We start from the raw sequence: 17,500 nt of genomic DNA on the forward strand, positions 1-17,500 counted from the left end.
GATGTTTTGAAGGAGGAATAACAATGAAAGTATTTAGAAAAGCAGTAATAATGACTATGCTTTTGGTATTTTGCGGAATGGTTTTGGCAGGATGCGGGAAAGGAGAAGTTAAGTCACCGGGAAATACATTAAACGATATGCCCACTGATACACCGAAGGATGACACCCCCACGGATACTCCTGCCGACAGTTCAACGGATGCTTCTGAAGAAGTGATAAAGGAAGGCACAGTAGAAAAGAGCGGAAACGTTGTTTTAAAACAGTTGGCTTTTGTTTACAAGGAGAATGCAATTGCCATTTCGGACATTGCAGATGATGAAAAAATCGAGAGTATGCTGGGAAAAGCGGATGAAATCAAAGTTCACACTTATTCCCAAGATGATGGGTTAAATATGGATCAGCTTAATGGAATGACGGAAAAACAGTACCAGTTTCCTGGGCTTGTTATAAAAACCATTGATGGGGCTGAAGATAAGAAGTCTTTTATCTTTAACATTGAAATTACGGACCCGAAATATCCTACAATAAGAAATATTAAAGTTGGAGACAGCTTTGAAAAGCTCAAAGAGGCTTATCCTGAAGGGAATTTGCTGGGGGGCGAATTGAGTGACGAAGAGGATGATTTCCGATATGAGCCGGTAAATTATGTGGATGTAATGACTTTTCATATAAAAGATAAAAAGATTGAAAGTATTCAAATATATACACTTCTGGATTAAGCGGGTCAATTATAATGATTTATTTATTGCCGGCAAGCAGTGCCCTGTTATTTTTCTTTTAAATGGTTTTTGCCCCACTTGCTCATACTTTCCAATATGGGAATAAGTGATTCACCTGATCTGGTGAGAGAATACTCAACCTTAGGAGGTATCTGTGAATATGCTTCCCTATGTATAAAGCCGTCTGCTTCCAGCTCTTTAAGCTGCTGGCTTAACATTTTATGTGTGATGTTATTTAAGGATTTTTTGATTTCACCGTATCGCATTACCTTCTCTTGAGACAAATGCCATAAGATAACTAATTTCCACTTGCCTGCTATTAAATTCATAGTATATTCAATTGGGCAGCCATAGTTTACTTCGTTTTTAATTTCCATCTTATTTCTTTCCTTTTGGGTAGTATTATACGAAAAAGTGTATACTTGCGCGAAGTATCATTTTTGATATTATTATAGCATAAGAGAAAATAAAAGAAAGAATAAAATATTGGAGGCAACCATGTTAAGAAAAATAGATAGTACTAAATTGGGTAAATATAAAGAAATCGTTATATGGCTATAAAGCTGTTGTAAAAATTAATATATAAATTATTTGATAAGTAAGGTCTTAAAAGATACCTTTATAAGCTCTTTGGATGAATTAATATCCGGGGTTATAAAGGTGTTTTTTATGCAGATTTCCATTTATAAGTTTACTGCTTTTTGACAGCTAAAATGATACATTAACAAAATTGAAACAGCAAAGGAATTCTCGGATAAGTGTGTGGAGGCAGCTGGTAATTGGGCACCGGTAGCAGAAAGATTATGGGTAAATACCTCTTAAGGCAAAACTCCAAAACAATCTCCGGGCTCTCGTAATTTCCTGTCAATTGGTTTCATGTGTTTGCCGCGGTATCATGGTATCTTAGACTTGAATTAATCATTCAATAATGTAATAATAAATATAAGTAAAATATGATATTGTTTGAAGGAATAACATTGACTTTATACCAGCGGAGGAACTTATGGAAGAGCACGGAACCCAGGAAAAATCCTATATGAAAGTAATTGATTACATAAAAAGGCAGATACGCAGGGGGGAACTAACACTTGGCGGTAAACTGCCTGCGGAAAGGGAATTATCTGAAACACTGGGAATAAGCCGCAATTCTGTAAGGGAGGCTATCCGTACTTTAGACATCATGGGCGTTATTTCAAGCCAGCAGGGGGCCGGTAATTTTTTAACCGGTAACTTTGAAAATAATCTGGTAGAATCCCTGTCCATGATGTTCTTACTCAATCAAATTGATTATAAGCAAGTCAGCCAGCTGCGCAGGGCTCTTGAGATGGAAGCCTTAATGCTTGCCATAGACAACATCACGGAAGCGGAAATCCAAACCCTTAAACAAGTCATTTCCCAATTGGAGAATGAAACAGAGGCAAACAATGTTGTTCTGGATAAGAAGATGCATTATAATATTGCCCTGGCGTCGAAAAATACTCTGATAATCAATATCCTGGAGGCCCTTTCGGAAGTCCTGGATAAGTTCATTGTAGATTTAAGAAGAGAAATATTAAGTCAGGATGACAGCAGAAAACTTTTGATGGAAGCCCATAATGGGATGATTGAAAGTTTAATTACAAAGGATAAAAACCTCGCTTATGAATCAATTAACAAACATTTTGGCGTAATTGACGAAAAACTCAAAGAAAATGAGTAAAAAATAATGTAAAAATGCCTTTCAAAGTAATTTTGTACAAAGCATATGTTAAAAAAATGACGTTTGTTGACATATGTGCTGGGTGTAAGTATAATAAAAATACAAAGTGGTCCTACCAATTCTGCTTGTTTTGGTAGCTAATAGGTGTAGTAAAACAAACTGTTTTGCAGCACCATTTTTTTTACAGCAAAAATTGGTAGGACCAATTTCAGACAATTTATTTTGAGAGGCCATTGGGAATCTGGAGAAGTTCCTTTTGTCTTACAAAGTACCCACAGAATGGAGAAAGGTATGAAGATGATTTTAGAATTTGTTTTAGCCTTATTACCCATTATCTGGTTAATAGTTGCTTTAACAGCTTTAAAAATTCCGGGGTTTAAAGCTTGTTCCATCGCATTGGCAATTGCCTATGTACTTGCCGTATTTGTGTGGAAAATGCCGTTTACCGATAGCCTGCGTGCAGTTACAGAAGGGGCTGCCCTTGCAATGTGGCCTATCATTATTGTTATTATTGCCGCCATATTTACTTATAATGTCTGTGTTGCCACCGGTAAGATGGAGGTAATCAAAAAAATGCTGGCCGGCGTAACGAAGGATAAACGGGTCTTAGTACTTATCATTGCCTGGGGGTTCGGCGGTTTTATGGAAGGAATGGCAGGATTCGGCACAGCCGTAGCCATACCGGCCAGTATGTTATGGGGACTGGGATTTGATCCGGTATTTGCGGCTATTGTCTGCCTTATTGCAAATGCAACGCCAACAGCCTTTGGTTCCATCGGTATACCCACCACCACACTGGCTAAAATTACTGGTCTTAATGTGATTGATTTATCCACCAATACGGTAATCCTGTTAGCCATATTTATTGTACTAACGCCCTTTGTTTTAGTGGCCTTAACGGGAAAATCAAGAAAACCCTTTAAAGGTATCGTCCTTATTACTTTAATATCCGGACTTGCCTTTTTGATTCCGGAATACCTGGTAGCAAGATATCTGGGAGCAGAGCTTCCGGTGGTTATCGGTTCTGTCTGCTCCATGGCAGCCACCGTTTTAGCAGCCAAGTTTCTAGGTAAGGGAAAAGTGGATGAAGAGCATCTCTTGGAAGGAAAAAATGAAGAAAAAGTAACCGGAAAGGAAGCTTTAGTCGCCTGGAGCCCATTTATACTGATTTTCTTGTTCCTTCTGGGAACCTCCAAATTAGTGGCACCATTCAACGAGCTCCTTTCAACAGTAAAGACTACCGTTAACATTTATACAGGCAAGGGAGGTTCTCCTTATACTTTTTCCTGGCTGGCAACACCAGGTCTGTGGATTATCCTTTCTGCCTTTATCGGCGGGAAAATACAGGGGATTAGTTTTAAAGAAATGCTTCTTATCTTAAAAAAGACAATCCTGCAGATGATGAAAACCATTATAACCATTATAGCCATTATGGCTACCGCTAAGCTGATGGGCTACAGCGGCATGATTGCTTCCATTTCCCTGGTGTTTGTTACTTATACCGGTCCTTTTTATCCGTTATTTGCGCCTTTCTTAGGCTCTATCGGAACCTTTGTAACCGGAAGCGGTACCTCCTCCAGTGTGTTATTTGGAGGACTGCAGGCAGAAACCTCTACGGCACTGGGCCTAAACCAGGCCTGGATTTCTGCTTCCAATACCGCCGGTGCGGTTATGGCTAAAATGATTTCACCTCAAAGTATCGCCGTTGCAGTAGCAGCTGTAAAGCTTGAGGGAAAGGAAAACAAGCTGTTAAAAGGAACCATAAAGTACTTTGTTTTGTTTATTATTGTTGTGGGAATTGTTACCTTTATTGGGTCGAGATTTTTTATGTAATTTGTAAAAAAGGAAAGGAGTTAAGAGATGAATATTTTAGTATGTATTAAACAGGTGCCTGACAGTAATAAGGTGGAGGTGGATCCGGTTACCGGAGTACTGAAAAGGAATGGTGTGGAGTCCAAAATGAATCCTTATGATTTATATGCTATTGAGACTGCACTCCGGATAAAAGAAAAATTGGGTGGAAGCATTACCGCCTTAACCATGGGGCCGAATCAGGCGGCAGGAGTTATCAGAGAAGCCTTTGCCATGGGAGTGGACCATGGAGTTTTAATATCTGACAGAAAATTCGGCGGGGCGGATGTTTTGGCCACCAGCTATACCATTTCCCAGGGAATTAAAAAATCGGGAACCTATGATTTGATTCTCTGCGGTAAACAGACGACGGATGGGGATACCGCCCAGGTGGGGCCGGAAGTGGCGGAATGGCTTGGCATTCCCAGTTTATCCAATGTGTCTAAAGTCACGGAACTAAAGGCCGGTTCCATGGTAGTGGAGATGGATATGACCCATGAGATAGAAATAGCCGAGATTGAATATCCTTGCCTGTTAGCCGTTGATAAAGATATTTTTATTCCCAGGCTTCCCTCCTTTGTGAAAAAGCAGGAAACAAAGGACAGGGAAATAAGAGTTATAACCCTGGCCGATTTGGAAGACAGGGAAGAAAAGCATTATGGCTTGAACGGTTCTCCTACCCAGGTGCAGCGTATCTTTCCTCCAGAGGTAAATAACCATAGGGAAGTCTGGAACGGAGAGGGCAGTGAACTGACCGGCAGGCTGTTAAGCAAGCTGAAAGAATTGAAATTCGCTTAAGGAGGAGAAAAAATGGCTAAGTTAATCATAAATCAGGAGAAAGTCGGCAATATAAAGGAACTCATAAGCATATGTCCTTTTGGAGCCTTGGAAGAAAAGGACAATAAACTTCAGATAAATGCGGCCTGTAAAATGTGCAAGCTATGCGTAAAAAAAGGCCCCCAGGGTGCCATCGAATATGTGGAAGAAGCGGTGGAAGCAGTAGATAAGGATAAATGGAAAGGAATTGCGGTATATGTGGACCATATTGACGGAGTTATCCACCCGGTTACTTATGAATTAATCGGAAAAGCAAGAGAACTGGCAAAAAAAATCAATCATCCGGTTTATGCCATTATGATGGGGCATCATATCGGTTCACAATGTGAAGAGCTGCTCCATTACGAGGTAGACAAAGTATTTGTATACGATAAGGAAGAACTGGATCGTTTTAAAATGGAGCCATATACAAAAGCCTTTGAGGATTTTGTGGAAAATATAAAACCTACGGCTATTTTAATGGGGGCTACTCCTGTGGGCAGGCAGCTGGCGCCCAGACTGGCAGCCAGATTAAAGACCGGGCTGACGGCAGATTGTACGATACTGGATATCAATGAAAATACGGATCTGGTGCAGATAAGGCCTGCCTTTGGCGGAAATATCATGGCACAGATTTTAACACCGAATCACAGGCCCCAGATGGCAACTGTCCGTTACAAGGTTATGGATGCACCGGAGAGGAAGGATGCCGCCCAGGGAGAAATCATCCGCTGTAATATTGATTCGAAAGAATTGGCAAGTAAGGTTTCCGTATTGGATATCATTGCAAAAGAAAAGGAGCAGTTTATTGAAGCTTCCGAAGTTCTTGTAGTAGCCGGACGCGGAATTAAAAAAGAAGAGGATTTGGCTATGTTAAAAGAGCTTGCCGAACTTTTAGGCGGACAGATTGCCTGTACCAGGCCGGTCATGGAAGCCGGGTGGCTGGAAGCAAAACGCCAGGTAGGCTTAAGCGGGCGTACTGTAAGGCCAAAGCTAATCATTACCTGCGGAGTATCCGGTTCCGTCCAGTTTACGGCCGGCATGAATAACTCCGAACAGATAATTGCTATCAATAAGGATGAAAATGCACCTATTTTTAAGGCAGCACATTATTGCCTGGTCGGTGATTTATACGATATCATACCAAATTTAATCAGTCAGATAAAGGCAGGCAAAACGGTAAGCGCTTAGAATCCGGATGTGAGTTGCCTGTGAAGAAAAACATCTTCACAGGTAAAAATGAAATGAACAAAACGGTGCACATTTCAGGCTTTAGAGGTGCAAAATAGCAGGAATGGAGGAAATTATGAATTATAAAAGATTAGACCAGAACGATTTGAAAACTATCCGGGCAATCATAAAGGAGGAAGAAAGAATTCTTTATGGTGAGGAAATTAATGAAGAATACAGCCATGATGAATTAAGTGATACGGTCAGTTATCCCGATGTAGTAGTAAAGGTAATATCCACGGAAGAAGTATCCGAGATTATGAGGTATGCTTATGAAAATACCATTCCGGTTACCCCAAGAGGTTCCGGAACTGGCTTAGTAGGCGCTTCCGTAGCAATAGAACACGGGATTATGCTGGATACCAGCCTGATGAACCGTTTTCTGGAACTGGATGAAAACAATCTTACCATAACCGTAGAGCCGGGAGTACTGTTAATGGAGCTGGCAGCTTATGTACAGGATAGGGATTTATTCTATCCGCCGGACCCGGGAGAAAAATCTGCGACCATAGGAGGTAATATCAGTACCAATGCGGGCGGCATGCGGGCGGTAAAATACGGCGTTACCAGAGACTATGTGAGAGGCCTTGAAGTGGTCCTTCCCGACGGCAAGGTTGTGGAATTCGGAGGAAAGGTAGTAAAAAACAGTACGGGATATGCCATGAAGGATTTAATGGTAGGCTCGGAAGGAACCTTAGGGATCATTACAAAAGCTACTTTAAAGCTCCTTCCTTTGCCCAAAAAAGCAATCAGCCTCCTGATTCCCTTTCCGACCCTGGAAAAAGCAATCCGTACCGTGCCTTTTATCATTAAATCCAAGTCCATACCCACAGCGATTGAATTTATGCAAAGGGAAGTAATCCTGGATGCGGAAAAGTATCTGGGGAAAAAGTTCCCGGATAGCAGTGCGGATGCATACCTGTTACTGAAGTTTGACGGTAATTCCACGGAAGAAATTGAAAAGGATTATGCCAATGTAGCCCAGATCTGTTTGGAGCAGGGGGCAATTGATATTCTAATTTCCGATACCAACGAAAGGGAAGAATCCATTTGGAAAGCAAGAGGAGCCTTTTTAGAGGCAATCAAAGGTTCTACCACTTATATGGATGAAGTGGACGTGGTGGTTCCGAGAGGCTCTGTAAATGAAATGGTGGAATATATCCATGGATTATATAAAGAGGTGGATATCCGGATCAAAAGCTTTGGCCATGCAGGGGACGGCAATCTCCATGCCTATATTTTAAAGGATGATTTAAGCGAAGAGGAATGGGAAAATAAGATGAAAGCTGCCATGGATAAGATTTATGGAAAAGCCAGAGAACTAAGCGGGCAGGTATCAGGAGAACATGGTATCGGTTATGCGAAAAAGTCCTACCTCATGGAATCCATGGACCCGGCTACTGTTGAAATTATGAGAGGAATCAAGAGAGCTTTTGACCCGAAAAATATCTTAAATCCCCATAAAGTATGCCAGATGTAGGGATAGTGGATAAAGCATAAGGGACAGCTTAAATGGTATGCAGCCGTTTAAGCTGTTTCTTTTTTAATTCATACGGGAAAATTTTCGAATTTCCTCGTATGAATTAAAAACGCTCCGCTTAGGATGCGCACTCGCTTTCGCGGAAGAAATCCTCCCGCTGGTCGGATGCGCGAGACGTCAAGAATGTGCCAGGGCACATTCTTTATTTTATATACAATTAATCCAGGATGTATTAAAATAACGGTAGAATATAATTTATATAGGAAAGGCGGAGATTATCAGTGAATAATAAGAATTCTTATGACCTGATTCTGGCGGGTACCGCCGGCGAATCTTTACAGGAAGGAGTTGATGTGCACAATAAATAATAAAGGAGAAATTAAATATGAAAATAAATCATCCTTTATGGCGAACTCTGCGTTCACTTAAAGGAAATCAACGGGCTTGCGTTGTAACGGAGCCATTATGGGCAATTCCCAATAACCTTTTTCTGCCCTTCGCATCGATATATATGGCCGCAATAGGATTGCAGGACGTCCAGATAGGTATGGTTGCCAGTTTGGGATTGGCAGCGCAGTTCTTATCGGGATTGTTATCTGGAGCTATTGTAGATAAATACGGCAGGCGCAGAACAATGCTGGTATTCGGTTTACTTAGCTGGCTCCTCCCCTGTATGCTTTGGGCAGGAGCACAGGGTTACTGGTATTTTATGTTTGCCGCAGCCTTGAATGGAATGTGGAGAATAACAGGTAATAGCTTCAGCTGTATGATTGTTGAAGATGGTGATTCCGGACAACTTATTAATATCTATACGATTCTTAACTTTTTTGGCTTGATGGCGGGATTTATTTCGCCGGTGGCAGGTCTTTGCATCGACCGGTTTACCCTGGTGCCGACCATGCGGGTCATATATCTGGCGGCAATGATATTGATGGCCATTAAGTTTGTGATACAGTACCGTTTGGCAAAAGAGAGTGGGATTGGCCTGCGCAGAAGAGAGGAATGCAGGGGGCATTCATTATCTTCGCTGGCCTTTGGCGGCTGGGGTGTATTTGTATCTGCGCTCCGTCACACCAAGCTGTTGCCCTATGTGGTACTTATGACGCTGATGACCTGTTTTAATATCGTACAGGCTACGTTCTGGCCGTTGTTTGTTACGGCTTCTTATGGAATAAGTGCTTCGATGCTTTCAGTGTTTCCAATGGTTAAAGCCATTACCACGATATTGGTTTACCTGTTTATAACCTCACATATCAGCATGAGGTCCCTTAGACATCCTTTGCTGTTTGGACTGGGATTGCAGTTTCTGGGGCTGACGGTATTGCTTTTATGCATGCCTTTTGCGGCGGCATCAATCTGGGCAGTATCCTTTTCGGCAATCTGCGAAGCCTTTGCACTTGCAGTCCTTGGCCCCGTAACAGAATCCATGATGTCGGTTGCGATTCCAGCTAAGGAACGTGCCAGGGTAAACAGCCTGATTATGGCGATGATCTTACTTATCAGTATCCCGGTGGGTTGGATTGCGGGACAGCTCTCCCAGCGTGACCGGATGCTGCCGCTGGTTATGAACATAGGCCTGCTTCTTGCGGAATTTCTGATGGTACTGGTCATTACACGAATATCAAGGGAAAAGCACCCATTGTTATAGAAAGATTTAAAAAATTAACTGCTATGTTTAGGAGGCAAGATGAAGATAACAGATGTGAAGCAAAACCATGGCAAAAGCGGACTCGTTGATTTACATAATCAGATATTACAATGCCGGTTATGTCAGGATACTTTTGGATTCGAACCGCATCCTATTATACTGGGTACTTCTAATGCCAAGATCATGCAGATCAGCCAGGCTCCGTCTAAAAGTGTGCATGAGACAGGAAAGCCGTTTAATGATGCCAGCGGAAGAAAACTTCGCGGGGAATGGTATCGAATATCGGATGAGGAATTTTATAATCCTGATAATTTCTATATTGCATCAATGGCGCATTGTTATCCCGGAAAGGCGCCTGGCGGCGGAGACCGCCGTCCGCCCAAAGTTTGTTCGAAACAGTGGCTTCTTAAAGAAATGGAGCTTGTCGATAATCAAATTTATATTTTGATCGGTGGAATTGCAGCGGAATTTTTCTTTCCGGGAGAGAAAATTACATCCTTAGCTTTTGAAGACAGGAAAATTAATGGGAAACCTGCCTATATACTGCCCCATCCGTCACCTTTAAATATGAAATGGTTTAAAGATTATCCCGAATTTACAGAAAAAAGAGTTCTTAAGATACAGAAAGAAGTTCATAGGGTATTGGGCATTTAAAGGAACATAGATTACCATTGAAGATGTTGCAAATTACTGTCATTCCCAAAACCACCTCCAGCTGCTGCCGTAATCTGTAGTATCATCAGCCGTTGTCTCGGGGCATGAGTATACGATATTATAACCAAATCCTTCAAGTATAATCGCGTCACAGCCGGCACCGTTATCTTTGGCAAAGATTGGACTCTGATTATTATCATAACGTATTTTATCAATAGCAGCAAAGCTGACCGGAATGAGTAAAGCTATCAGTAAAACTAAAACAAATAATGAGAGAAACACCTTTTTCTTTTTCATATATGGTTCCCATCTGCGTGCTTATTAGCACATCTGAAGTATGCTTTAGATGTGCTAAAGCACGCGTACAAAATCAGGGCGAGTGAAAGATTTATCTTTCACTCGTATCCTCCGCTCTATAGTAAAGTATTCACATATAGCATAACTTAAATTTTACCAATTAACAATACTTAAGTTAGCTCATCCGCCTTTTTCCGCCTGTTGTCTGAATTCTGTAGGGGAAAGCCCCCAAATCTTCTTAAAAAGCCGGCTGAAATAAAGGGGATTCTCATATCCGGTCAGCTGTGCCACCTCGGATATCTGGAAGAGAGGATTAGTCAGCAGCTCTTTTGCCGTGGTCATACGGATATTGATAATATACTGCCTTGGTGAGGTTCCCACATGTTTTGTAAAGGTATCAATGAAACGGTAATAATTCAGCCCGCGCTCCCTGGCAAATTCCCTGATTGTAAAATCCTTTTCCGGAGACAAATGAAAAATTCGCAGTGCCTCTTCCACTTCTTTATTATAATTCTCAAAAGTCTTATTTTCCCTGATTCGGTTTCTGCCCATTTTTAACAGAAGCTGCTGCATCATCAGCTTAAGCTGCTCCTCGCAAAGGGGCTGCTTTAACTGCAGTTCCTGGATGATTCCGTCAAAGAGGTGGATATAACTGTTATGGACTCCCACATTATAGATATTCTCTTCTCCCCAGCCGGTTTGGCTTAAAAATAAGTTATCTTTTTTGCAGGAGAAGTGAACCCAGTAAACATCCGGATGGTCCTTTAGATAATAATAATAGAACTGGGGATCTCCCGGATGGAAAAGAACACAACTCCCCTTCTCCAGTATCTGAAGCTTCCCCTTTATTCGAAAGTGTGCCTTTCCGTCAGCTACATAGATAAGCTGGTAATTAGCAGCTCCCAAAGGCCTTTCTGTCTGGAATTCCTCTTTATGAAGCAAGCGGTACCTGCCGCTGCAATGAACGAAAAAGTCCTGATCCGATACGGATTTTTCATCGGACTGCCAATCATAATATCCTACTACTGTAAGCATAAGACCTCTTTTCTAAAAGACTCCGGTATTTTTACCGCCGTGTATGTTCGTATCTATATTGTATATTTCTTTCTTTCCGGTGTCAAAACAAAATGAAAACTTTGTGCATATAGATATCAATTTTATGTATGGAAATATGGATAATATTTTGGTATATTCAAAAAAGAAAATAAATTTTATGCTGATGAAAGGAATAATTATGTTAAAGTCAGAATTAAAATTACCCCTGTATTATGAAGATCCTTCTGTTCTTCATGTGGGCTGTGAGGAAAACCGCAGCTACTATATTCCCTTTGCTCCCGGCGAAACAGGGAACAGTTCCCGGATGCAGCCGTTAAATGGAGACTGGGATTTCAAATTTTATACTAACCCTTTTGAAGTGGAGGATTTTACGGGGGCAGGCTATGTTTATGAAGGCTATGATTCCATTCCCGTACCGGGATGTATACAAATGTTTGGCTATGATCATCACCAGTATACCAATGTTAATTTTCCCTTTCCCTATGATCCTCCCTTTGTTCCGTCAGATAATCCCACCTGCGTCTACCATCGCAGCTTTATAGTGGAGCAGGAGACAGAGAGTTTTCATTATTATCTGAATTTCGAAGGGGTGGATTCCTGCTTTTATGTCTATATCAACAAAAACTTAGTTGGGTTCAGCCAGGTATCCCATTCCACCAGTGAATTTGATATCACTTCCTGCATAACCCCGGGTGTAAATGATATTACCGTGGTTGTACTAAAATGGTGTGACGGCAGTTATCTGGAAGACCAGGATAAATTCCGCATGACAGGAATTTTCCGTGATGTATATATTATCAGCCGCCCTGCAAATCATATCCGTGATTTCTTTGTAAAAACCCTGCTAAAGGATAACTATACCAAAGCAGAAATCAGAGTGGATTTTGAATATTCCGGTGAAGAGGTTCCGGTAACCTGTACCTTAACGGAGGCTTCCGGTAAGGTGATAGCAGAAGGAGCCATAAAGAATTCACAGCTTGTGCTAAAAGTAACAGACCCGGCGCTCTGGAGTGCAGAAAAACCTTATCTGTATACCCTTATCATTGCCGCTCCAGGTGAGGTCATTTATCAGAAGTTGGGTATACGTTCTGTTGAAGTGATTAAGGATGTCATTCATATTAACGGTGTAAAGGTAAAGTTTAAGGGAGTTAACAGGCATGACAGTGATCCCTTAACCGGTTACACCATCAGCAAAGAGCAGGCATTAAAGGACTTAAAGCTAATGAAGGAAGCCAATATTAACGCCATCCGTACCAGCCATTATCCCAATGCCCCCTGGTTCACCGGATTATGCAGTGAATACGGCTTCTATGTTGTGGGAGAAAGTGACCTGGAAGCACACGGCGCCACATGTTTTTATGGAGGAGGCTGGGAGACCTATGGTGATCTGGTTCAGAGGGAGATGTTTGCCAAGGCAATCTTAGACCGCAATCAGAGAAATGTTATCAGGGATAAGAACAATGCCAGCGTTATTATCTGGTCTATGGGAAATGAGGCGGGTTATGGCAAGGCTTTTGAGGATACGGGCCGCTGGATAAAAGAGTATGATCCTACGAGGCTGGTGCATTATGAAGGAAGTGTCAGCCAGTCCGGCGGACACATAAATGATACCTCCATGCTGGATATATACAGTACCATGTATGCTTCTATCCCCAGTATAGCGGAATATTTAGAGAGCAATCCCAAGCCTTATATGCTGTGTGAATTTGTCCATGCTATGGGTAACGGGCCGGGAGATATAGAGGATTATTTCGACTGCATTTATTCCCACGAGCGTTTTGTGGGCGGCTTTGTATGGGAATGGTGTGACCATGCCATTTACCGCGGAATTACCAAAGACGGGCGTAAAATATTCCATTACGGCGGAGATTCCGGTGAGTATCCTCATGACGGGAACTTCTGCGTAGACGGCATGGTATCCCCTGACCGTATTCCTCATCCTGCCCTGGCAGAATATAAAAATGTTATCCGTCCGGTACGTGCCCGTCTTGTAAGCAAAGAGGAACTGGCTGTTGAATTTGAGAATAAGCTGGACTTTACAAACCTGAAGGACTATCTGACCATAGAAGCAGAGCTCCTTTTAAATGGGGAGAAAATAGAAACCTATGACCTGGGGGCAATTGATTTACCTCCCCATGGCAAGACAGTAATGAAACTGCCGGCAGAAGAAAATTTTTTAACAGGTAAGAACGGCAGCATAACCGTAAAGATTAACTATATTCAGTCCATAGAGCTTCCCTTTACCTCAAAAGGGCATGAGCTGGGCTTTGACCAGCTGTTTATCAGGGAGAGTGCGGTTCCTTTTGTGATAGCCGGTGATAACGGTATAGCAGGGGATGCAGCCGTTACAGTAGAAGAAAATGCAGCTAAGGTTATCGTTACAGGGGCGAATTTTATATACCGCTTTGACAAATTACATGGTAATTTCGAAAGTATGGTGATAAATAACCGGAACATATTAGAAAAGCCCATAGAATTTAATATCTGGCGCGCACCGGCAGACAATGACAGAAATATCCGTGAATTCTGGGAAAAGGCCCGCTATGACAAGGCATTTCCCCGTGTATACGAGACCAGGGTATCGAAGGAAAACGGTGTAACAGCCATTTATTGCCGCCTGGCGGTTACGGCTGTTCAGATTCAGCACATATTGGAACTTGAGGTAACCTGGTTCATTGGAACGGATGGTACCATTACCATACAGATGGACGGAAAACGGAATAAGGAACTTCCTTTCCTGCCGCGCTTGGGCCTGCGGTTATTCCTTCCGAAAGAATATGACACGGTTAATTACGTAGGTTATGGACCTGGGGAGAGTTATATTGACAAGCATCGTTCCTCCTGGTATGGAAGGTTTAGCCAGAAGGTATCTGATATGTATGTGGATTACATCAAACCCCAGGAGAATTCCAGTCACTACGGCTGTGAGAAGCTTGAAATTCTCTCTTCCTTCGGAAAGCATATACATGCTACGGCAAAAGCACCCTTCTCCTTCCAGGCAAGCAGGTATACCCAGGAAGAGCTGGCATTAAAAGCTCACAATTATGAGCTTGAGAAGGCAGATAGTACAATCCTCTGCCTGGATTACAAAATGAGCGGTGTAGGTTCCAATTCCTGCGGGCCGGCACTTTCTGAAAAGTATCAGTTAAATGAAGAAAATATCTCCTTTCATATAACACTGCAATTTGAATAAAAGCTGTAATAGAAATCATACCAAGCCTGACAGATAGAAGCTGTAAACAAAGACCTGCCCGTTTCCGGGTGGGTCTTTGTTTCATTTAGCGGAGAATGTTGTCCCTGCTTTCCCTGAAGTTTCTGAATAGTGAAAAGAGCCAATTTTTCTTGAGTTGAAAATACAATATTTGTATTTTTTGTCGTGAATTTAATAAAAATATCTAATTTGTACAAAAAAAATATAATATTTTTAATAAAATCACGAAAGAAAAGGACATGTGACCTTTTCTGATTTGTAGAAATGTAATAGAATATCGACAGATTGCTGCAAATCATTTTAAGAATACAGAATCTATTAATATAAGCGCATACCGGAATGTGCATATGAGAGCTAAGAAAGGGGAACTACATGAAAATAGATGCAAAAAAAATATTTTATGCCCTCCTGGGTATTTTCCTGATTGGAATTGGTATTGCATTTAACAGTTGTGCAAAACTTGGGAATGACCCTGTTGGAATCGTATATGACGGGGTAAGAAATATAGCAAAGCTTAACAGCGAGCAGTTAGGCACCGCTTCTAACTTTGTGAATTACGGATTAATTGTACTGCTGATTTTTATAGGAAGAAGATACATCAATATAGGTACTTTCATTTATATTCTTCCTTATGGATTGTTTGTAAATTTAGGAACAAAACTTTACTATTATTTATTCTCTTCCAATTTAAATAATATATATTTTCAGAGCCTGGCAGTTGTAGTCGGATGCCTGTTATTGTATACTGGAGTTGCGATATTTATTGTTGTTGATATTGGTCTGGATCCATTTACCGGTGTGGTTATGGTGATTCGGGATAAAATTAAATGGGATTATAAACGGACTAAGATTATGTTCGATGTTACTATGGTCATAATCGGCACAATACTTGGAGGAAAATTAGGAGTTGTTACTATCGTTACAGCACTGATAGCAGGTCCGACGATTCAGTTTCTAGCCAACCAAATTAAAGCAATATTTGTAGAAAGGAAAGTGTAATAACATGGAGCAGAAATGGTTACAGCAGCTGCCCAAACTGGACTTACACTGTCATTTGGACGGCTCGATGAATTTAGAAACGGTTTCCTGCTTACTAAAGGAACAGGGAATTATCATACCGAAGGAACAATTACAAAAGGAGCTTCTGGTTTCAGAAGATTGTGAAAGTTTGCATGAGTATCTGCAAAAATTTGATTTGCCCCTTAAGTGCCTGCAGACGGAAAGCGGTCTGAAACAGGCCGCTATGGATTTGCTAGAAAGTGCGGCTTTAGAAAATGTAAAGTATCTGGAGGTGCGGTTTGCTCCTATGTTTTCTGTCGCAGGAGGACTTAGCTGCAATAGGGTAATTGAAAGTGTTCTGGACGGAATCTTAGAGGCACAGCGTCAATGGGATATTAGGGCTTCTGTTATTGTTTGCGCCATGAGGCATTATCCCCTTGAAAAGAATCTTAAGATGCTTGATTGTGCAAGGGAATACCTTGGAGAAGGTGTCTGCGCTCTGGATTTAGCAGGTGATGAAGCTGCTTTTCCGACCAGCGAGCAGCGGGAATTATTTCAAATGGCGAAGCAGCTTAATATGCCATTTACAATACATTCCGGTGAGTGCGGAAGTATTGTAAATGTGAAAGAAGCCATTACAGTGGGAACGAAAAGGATGGGTCATGGAATTGCATTAATGAAGGACAGTTCCCTTATGAAGCAATGCAGGGAAATGGGAATTGGAATTGAACTGTGCCCCACCAGTAATTTTCAGACGAAAGCAGTTAATGACTGGAAAGGGTACCCATTAAGGCGGTTTTTAGAGGAAGGTTTACTGGCAACTGTTAATACGGATAACCGAACGGTCAGTAACACCACAGTAACCAAGGAACTCTTAAGCTTAAGTGAAAATATGGGATTGGACGAAGGGATGATCAGGCAGCTTCTTAAAAATTCCGTAGAAATCTCCTTTGCTGCTGATAATATCAAACACAGACTTCTGAAAGAAATGGAGAAATAGGTGTGGAAGAAGGGAATGTCAATAAGATAGTTGCATTGCAAAACAGTCTGCCGGAAGAAAAAAGGGATTATTTAACCCGATATTTAAGCAATTCGCCGCTTTGGTTTTTTGAATCCATGCAGATTATACGCAAAGAAAAGAATAGTGTTTTTATCGAAGAAAATACAGAAGTTGATAATGTGTATATTTTGGTGGACGGGATTGTAAAGGCAATTGATTACCGCATTTGCGGTATTGTATATGATTATACGCGGTTCTATTCCATTAAGGTATTTGGAGCAATGGAAATCCTGCTGAATATGAAAAAATACAGAACTACACTCCAGACCGTAACGGAATGCACCTTAATTGTTATTTCCAAGAGTATGTTTGAGAAATGGATGTTAAATGATATCAATGCATTGCACATGGAAATAGAGTCCATAGGGACTTATCTTTTGGACCAGTCCAGAAAAGAAAGGGTATTACTGTTTCTTCAGGGCATTGACCGTATCATCTACCTGTTTACCCAAATTTATGAACAAGCCGGACAAAAAAGCCAGTGCGTGTTAAATCTTACCAGACTGGAATTATCAGAGCGTTCAGGATTAAGCGTAAAGACCATCAACCGCTCTGTTAAAAAAATGGAAGAGGATGGCTATATCAACCGGTCCGGCAATAAGATCATTATTGCAAATAAGCAGTATCTTCTCATGAAAGAGTATTTGGCACCAATTGTTGACCAGTCTTAGTTATCGTTTCGAGTGAATGAAAAATTAAACAACAATACCGGTGGGGGTATGAAGTGTTTAAATAGATGTTGACAATAAAATAATTCGGATGTAGAATTAAATTACTTCG

15 protein-coding genes are annotated in these 17,500 nt (G+C 41.3%); 12 read left to right on the plus strand and 3 right to left on the minus strand.

The features are described from left to right. The first annotated feature begins 23 nt into the window (after nt 1-23). A complete protein-coding gene (locus tag BUF11_RS00100; RefSeq protein WP_073586792.1) occupies nt 24-719 on the plus strand; it encodes a hypothetical protein in 696 nt (231 codons plus the stop codon). 47 nt (nt 720-766) lie between these two features. Here the strand turns inward: BUF11_RS00100 and BUF11_RS00105 are convergent, their stop codons facing one another. Next, a complete protein-coding gene (locus tag BUF11_RS00105) occupies nt 767-1,096 on the minus strand; it encodes a winged helix-turn-helix transcriptional regulator (protein ID WP_073586793.1) in 330 nt (109 codons plus the stop codon). A 626-nt stretch (nt 1,097-1,722) separates the two neighbouring features. Between BUF11_RS00105 and BUF11_RS00110 the strand changes: the two genes are divergently transcribed. The 7 genes from BUF11_RS00110 to BUF11_RS00140 all read left to right on the plus strand — a co-directional run bounded on the left by BUF11_RS00110 (nt 1,723) and on the right by BUF11_RS00140 (nt 10,097). Beyond that, the gene (locus BUF11_RS00110) at nt 1,723-2,418 is read left to right on the plus strand and encodes a FadR/GntR family transcriptional regulator (protein WP_073586794.1); all 696 of its coding nucleotides are present in this window, start codon (nt 1,723-1,725) and stop codon (nt 2,416-2,418) included. Between the two features lie 291 nt (nt 2,419-2,709). Beyond that, nucleotides 2,710-4,251, plus strand: a complete 1,542-nt coding sequence (locus BUF11_RS00115; RefSeq protein ID WP_139243231.1) for an L-lactate permease — start codon at nt 2,710-2,712, stop codon at nt 4,249-4,251. A gap of 27 nt (nt 4,252-4,278) precedes the next feature. After that, nucleotides 4,279-5,067 carry an electron transfer flavoprotein subunit beta/FixA family protein gene (locus BUF11_RS00120; protein ID WP_073586795.1) on the plus strand — a complete coding sequence of 263 codons (789 nt, stop codon included), beginning with the start codon at nt 4,279-4,281 and terminating at the stop codon, nt 5,065-5,067. 12 nt (nt 5,068-5,079) lie between these two features. Further along, complete coding sequence (locus BUF11_RS00125) at nt 5,080-6,276, plus strand: electron transfer flavoprotein subunit alpha (protein WP_073586796.1); 1,197 nt, start codon at nt 5,080-5,082, stop codon at nt 6,274-6,276. Between the two features lie 115 nt (nt 6,277-6,391). After that, a complete protein-coding gene (locus BUF11_RS00130; protein WP_073586797.1) occupies nt 6,392-7,795 on the plus strand; it encodes an FAD-binding oxidoreductase in 1,404 nt (467 codons plus the stop codon). 385 nt (nt 7,796-8,180) lie between these two features. Beyond that, nucleotides 8,181-9,443 carry an MFS transporter gene (locus BUF11_RS00135; protein WP_073586798.1) on the plus strand — a complete coding sequence of 421 codons (1,263 nt, stop codon included), beginning with the start codon at nt 8,181-8,183 and terminating at the stop codon, nt 9,441-9,443. Nucleotides 9,444-9,482: 39 nt separating this feature from the next. Further along, a complete protein-coding gene (locus tag BUF11_RS00140) occupies nt 9,483-10,097 on the plus strand; it encodes a uracil-DNA glycosylase family protein (protein ID WP_073586799.1) in 615 nt (204 codons plus the stop codon). A gap of 39 nt (nt 10,098-10,136) precedes the next feature. Here BUF11_RS00140 and BUF11_RS00145 read toward each other — a convergent pair whose 3' ends face one another. After that, nucleotides 10,137-10,394, minus strand: coding sequence for a hypothetical protein (locus BUF11_RS00145; protein WP_073586800.1), 258 nt, complete (start codon nt 10,392-10,394; stop codon nt 10,137-10,139). A 180-nt stretch (nt 10,395-10,574) separates the two neighbouring features. Beyond that, complete coding sequence (locus BUF11_RS00150; protein WP_073586801.1) at nt 10,575-11,429, minus strand: helix-turn-helix domain-containing protein; 855 nt, start codon at nt 11,427-11,429, stop codon at nt 10,575-10,577. 199 nt (nt 11,430-11,628) lie between these two features. Between BUF11_RS00150 and BUF11_RS00155 the strand changes: the two genes are divergently transcribed. From BUF11_RS00155 to BUF11_RS00175, 4 genes are all read left to right on the plus strand, one after another. Next, a complete protein-coding gene (locus BUF11_RS00155) occupies nt 11,629-14,643 on the plus strand; it encodes a glycoside hydrolase family 2 (protein ID WP_073587831.1) in 3,015 nt (1,004 codons plus the stop codon). 390 nt (nt 14,644-15,033) lie between these two features. Further along, nucleotides 15,034-15,660 carry a YczE/YyaS/YitT family protein gene (locus tag BUF11_RS00165; protein WP_073586803.1) on the plus strand — a complete coding sequence of 209 codons (627 nt, stop codon included), beginning with the start codon at nt 15,034-15,036 and terminating at the stop codon, nt 15,658-15,660. 4 nt (nt 15,661-15,664) lie between these two features. Next, a complete protein-coding gene (gene add / locus BUF11_RS00170) occupies nt 15,665-16,660 on the plus strand; it encodes an adenosine deaminase (protein ID WP_073586804.1) in 996 nt (331 codons plus the stop codon). A 2-nt stretch (nt 16,661-16,662) separates the two neighbouring features. Further along, entirely contained in the window at nt 16,663-17,391 is a 729-nt protein-coding gene (locus BUF11_RS00175) for a Crp/Fnr family transcriptional regulator (RefSeq protein WP_242952286.1), read from the plus strand. Nucleotides 17,392-17,500: the final 109 nt, after the last annotated feature.

The organism is Anaerocolumna xylanovorans DSM 12503 (assembly GCF_900143645.1).
In the GTDB taxonomy this organism is placed as follows: domain Bacteria; phylum Bacillota; class Clostridia; order Lachnospirales; family Lachnospiraceae; genus Anaerocolumna; species Anaerocolumna xylanovorans.

Excerpts from the sequence above, each read along its gene's own strand:
- BUF11_RS00110 (WP_073586794.1), top strand. The coding sequence starts at position 1,723 with ATGGAAGAGCACGGAACCCAGGAAAAATCCTATATGAAAGTAATTGAT.
- BUF11_RS00105 (WP_073586793.1), bottom strand. The coding sequence starts at position 1,096 with ATGGAAATTAAAAACGAAGTAAACTATGGCTGCCCAATTGAATATACT.
- BUF11_RS00150 (WP_073586801.1), bottom strand. The coding sequence starts at position 11,429 with ATGCTTACAGTAGTAGGATATTATGATTGGCAGTCCGATGAAAAATCC.
- BUF11_RS00145 (WP_073586800.1), bottom strand. The coding sequence starts at position 10,394 with ATGAAAAAGAAAAAGGTGTTTCTCTCATTATTTGTTTTAGTTTTACTG.
- BUF11_RS00100 (WP_073586792.1), top strand. The coding sequence starts at position 24 with ATGAAAGTATTTAGAAAAGCAGTAATAATGACTATGCTTTTGGTATTT.
- BUF11_RS00165 (WP_073586803.1), top strand. The coding sequence starts at position 15,034 with ATGAAAATAGATGCAAAAAAAATATTTTATGCCCTCCTGGGTATTTTC.
- BUF11_RS00130 (WP_073586797.1), top strand. The coding sequence starts at position 6,392 with ATGAATTATAAAAGATTAGACCAGAACGATTTGAAAACTATCCGGGCA.
- BUF11_RS00155 (WP_073587831.1), top strand. The coding sequence starts at position 11,629 with ATGTTAAAGTCAGAATTAAAATTACCCCTGTATTATGAAGATCCTTCT.
- add (WP_073586804.1), top strand. The coding sequence starts at position 15,665 with ATGGAGCAGAAATGGTTACAGCAGCTGCCCAAACTGGACTTACACTGT.
- BUF11_RS00125 (WP_073586796.1), top strand. The coding sequence starts at position 5,080 with ATGGCTAAGTTAATCATAAATCAGGAGAAAGTCGGCAATATAAAGGAA.
- BUF11_RS00140 (WP_073586799.1), top strand. The coding sequence starts at position 9,483 with ATGAAGATAACAGATGTGAAGCAAAACCATGGCAAAAGCGGACTCGTT.
- BUF11_RS00135 (WP_073586798.1), top strand. The coding sequence starts at position 8,181 with ATGAAAATAAATCATCCTTTATGGCGAACTCTGCGTTCACTTAAAGGA.
- BUF11_RS00120 (WP_073586795.1), top strand. The coding sequence starts at position 4,279 with ATGAATATTTTAGTATGTATTAAACAGGTGCCTGACAGTAATAAGGTG.
- BUF11_RS00115 (WP_139243231.1), top strand. The coding sequence starts at position 2,710 with ATGAAGATGATTTTAGAATTTGTTTTAGCCTTATTACCCATTATCTGG.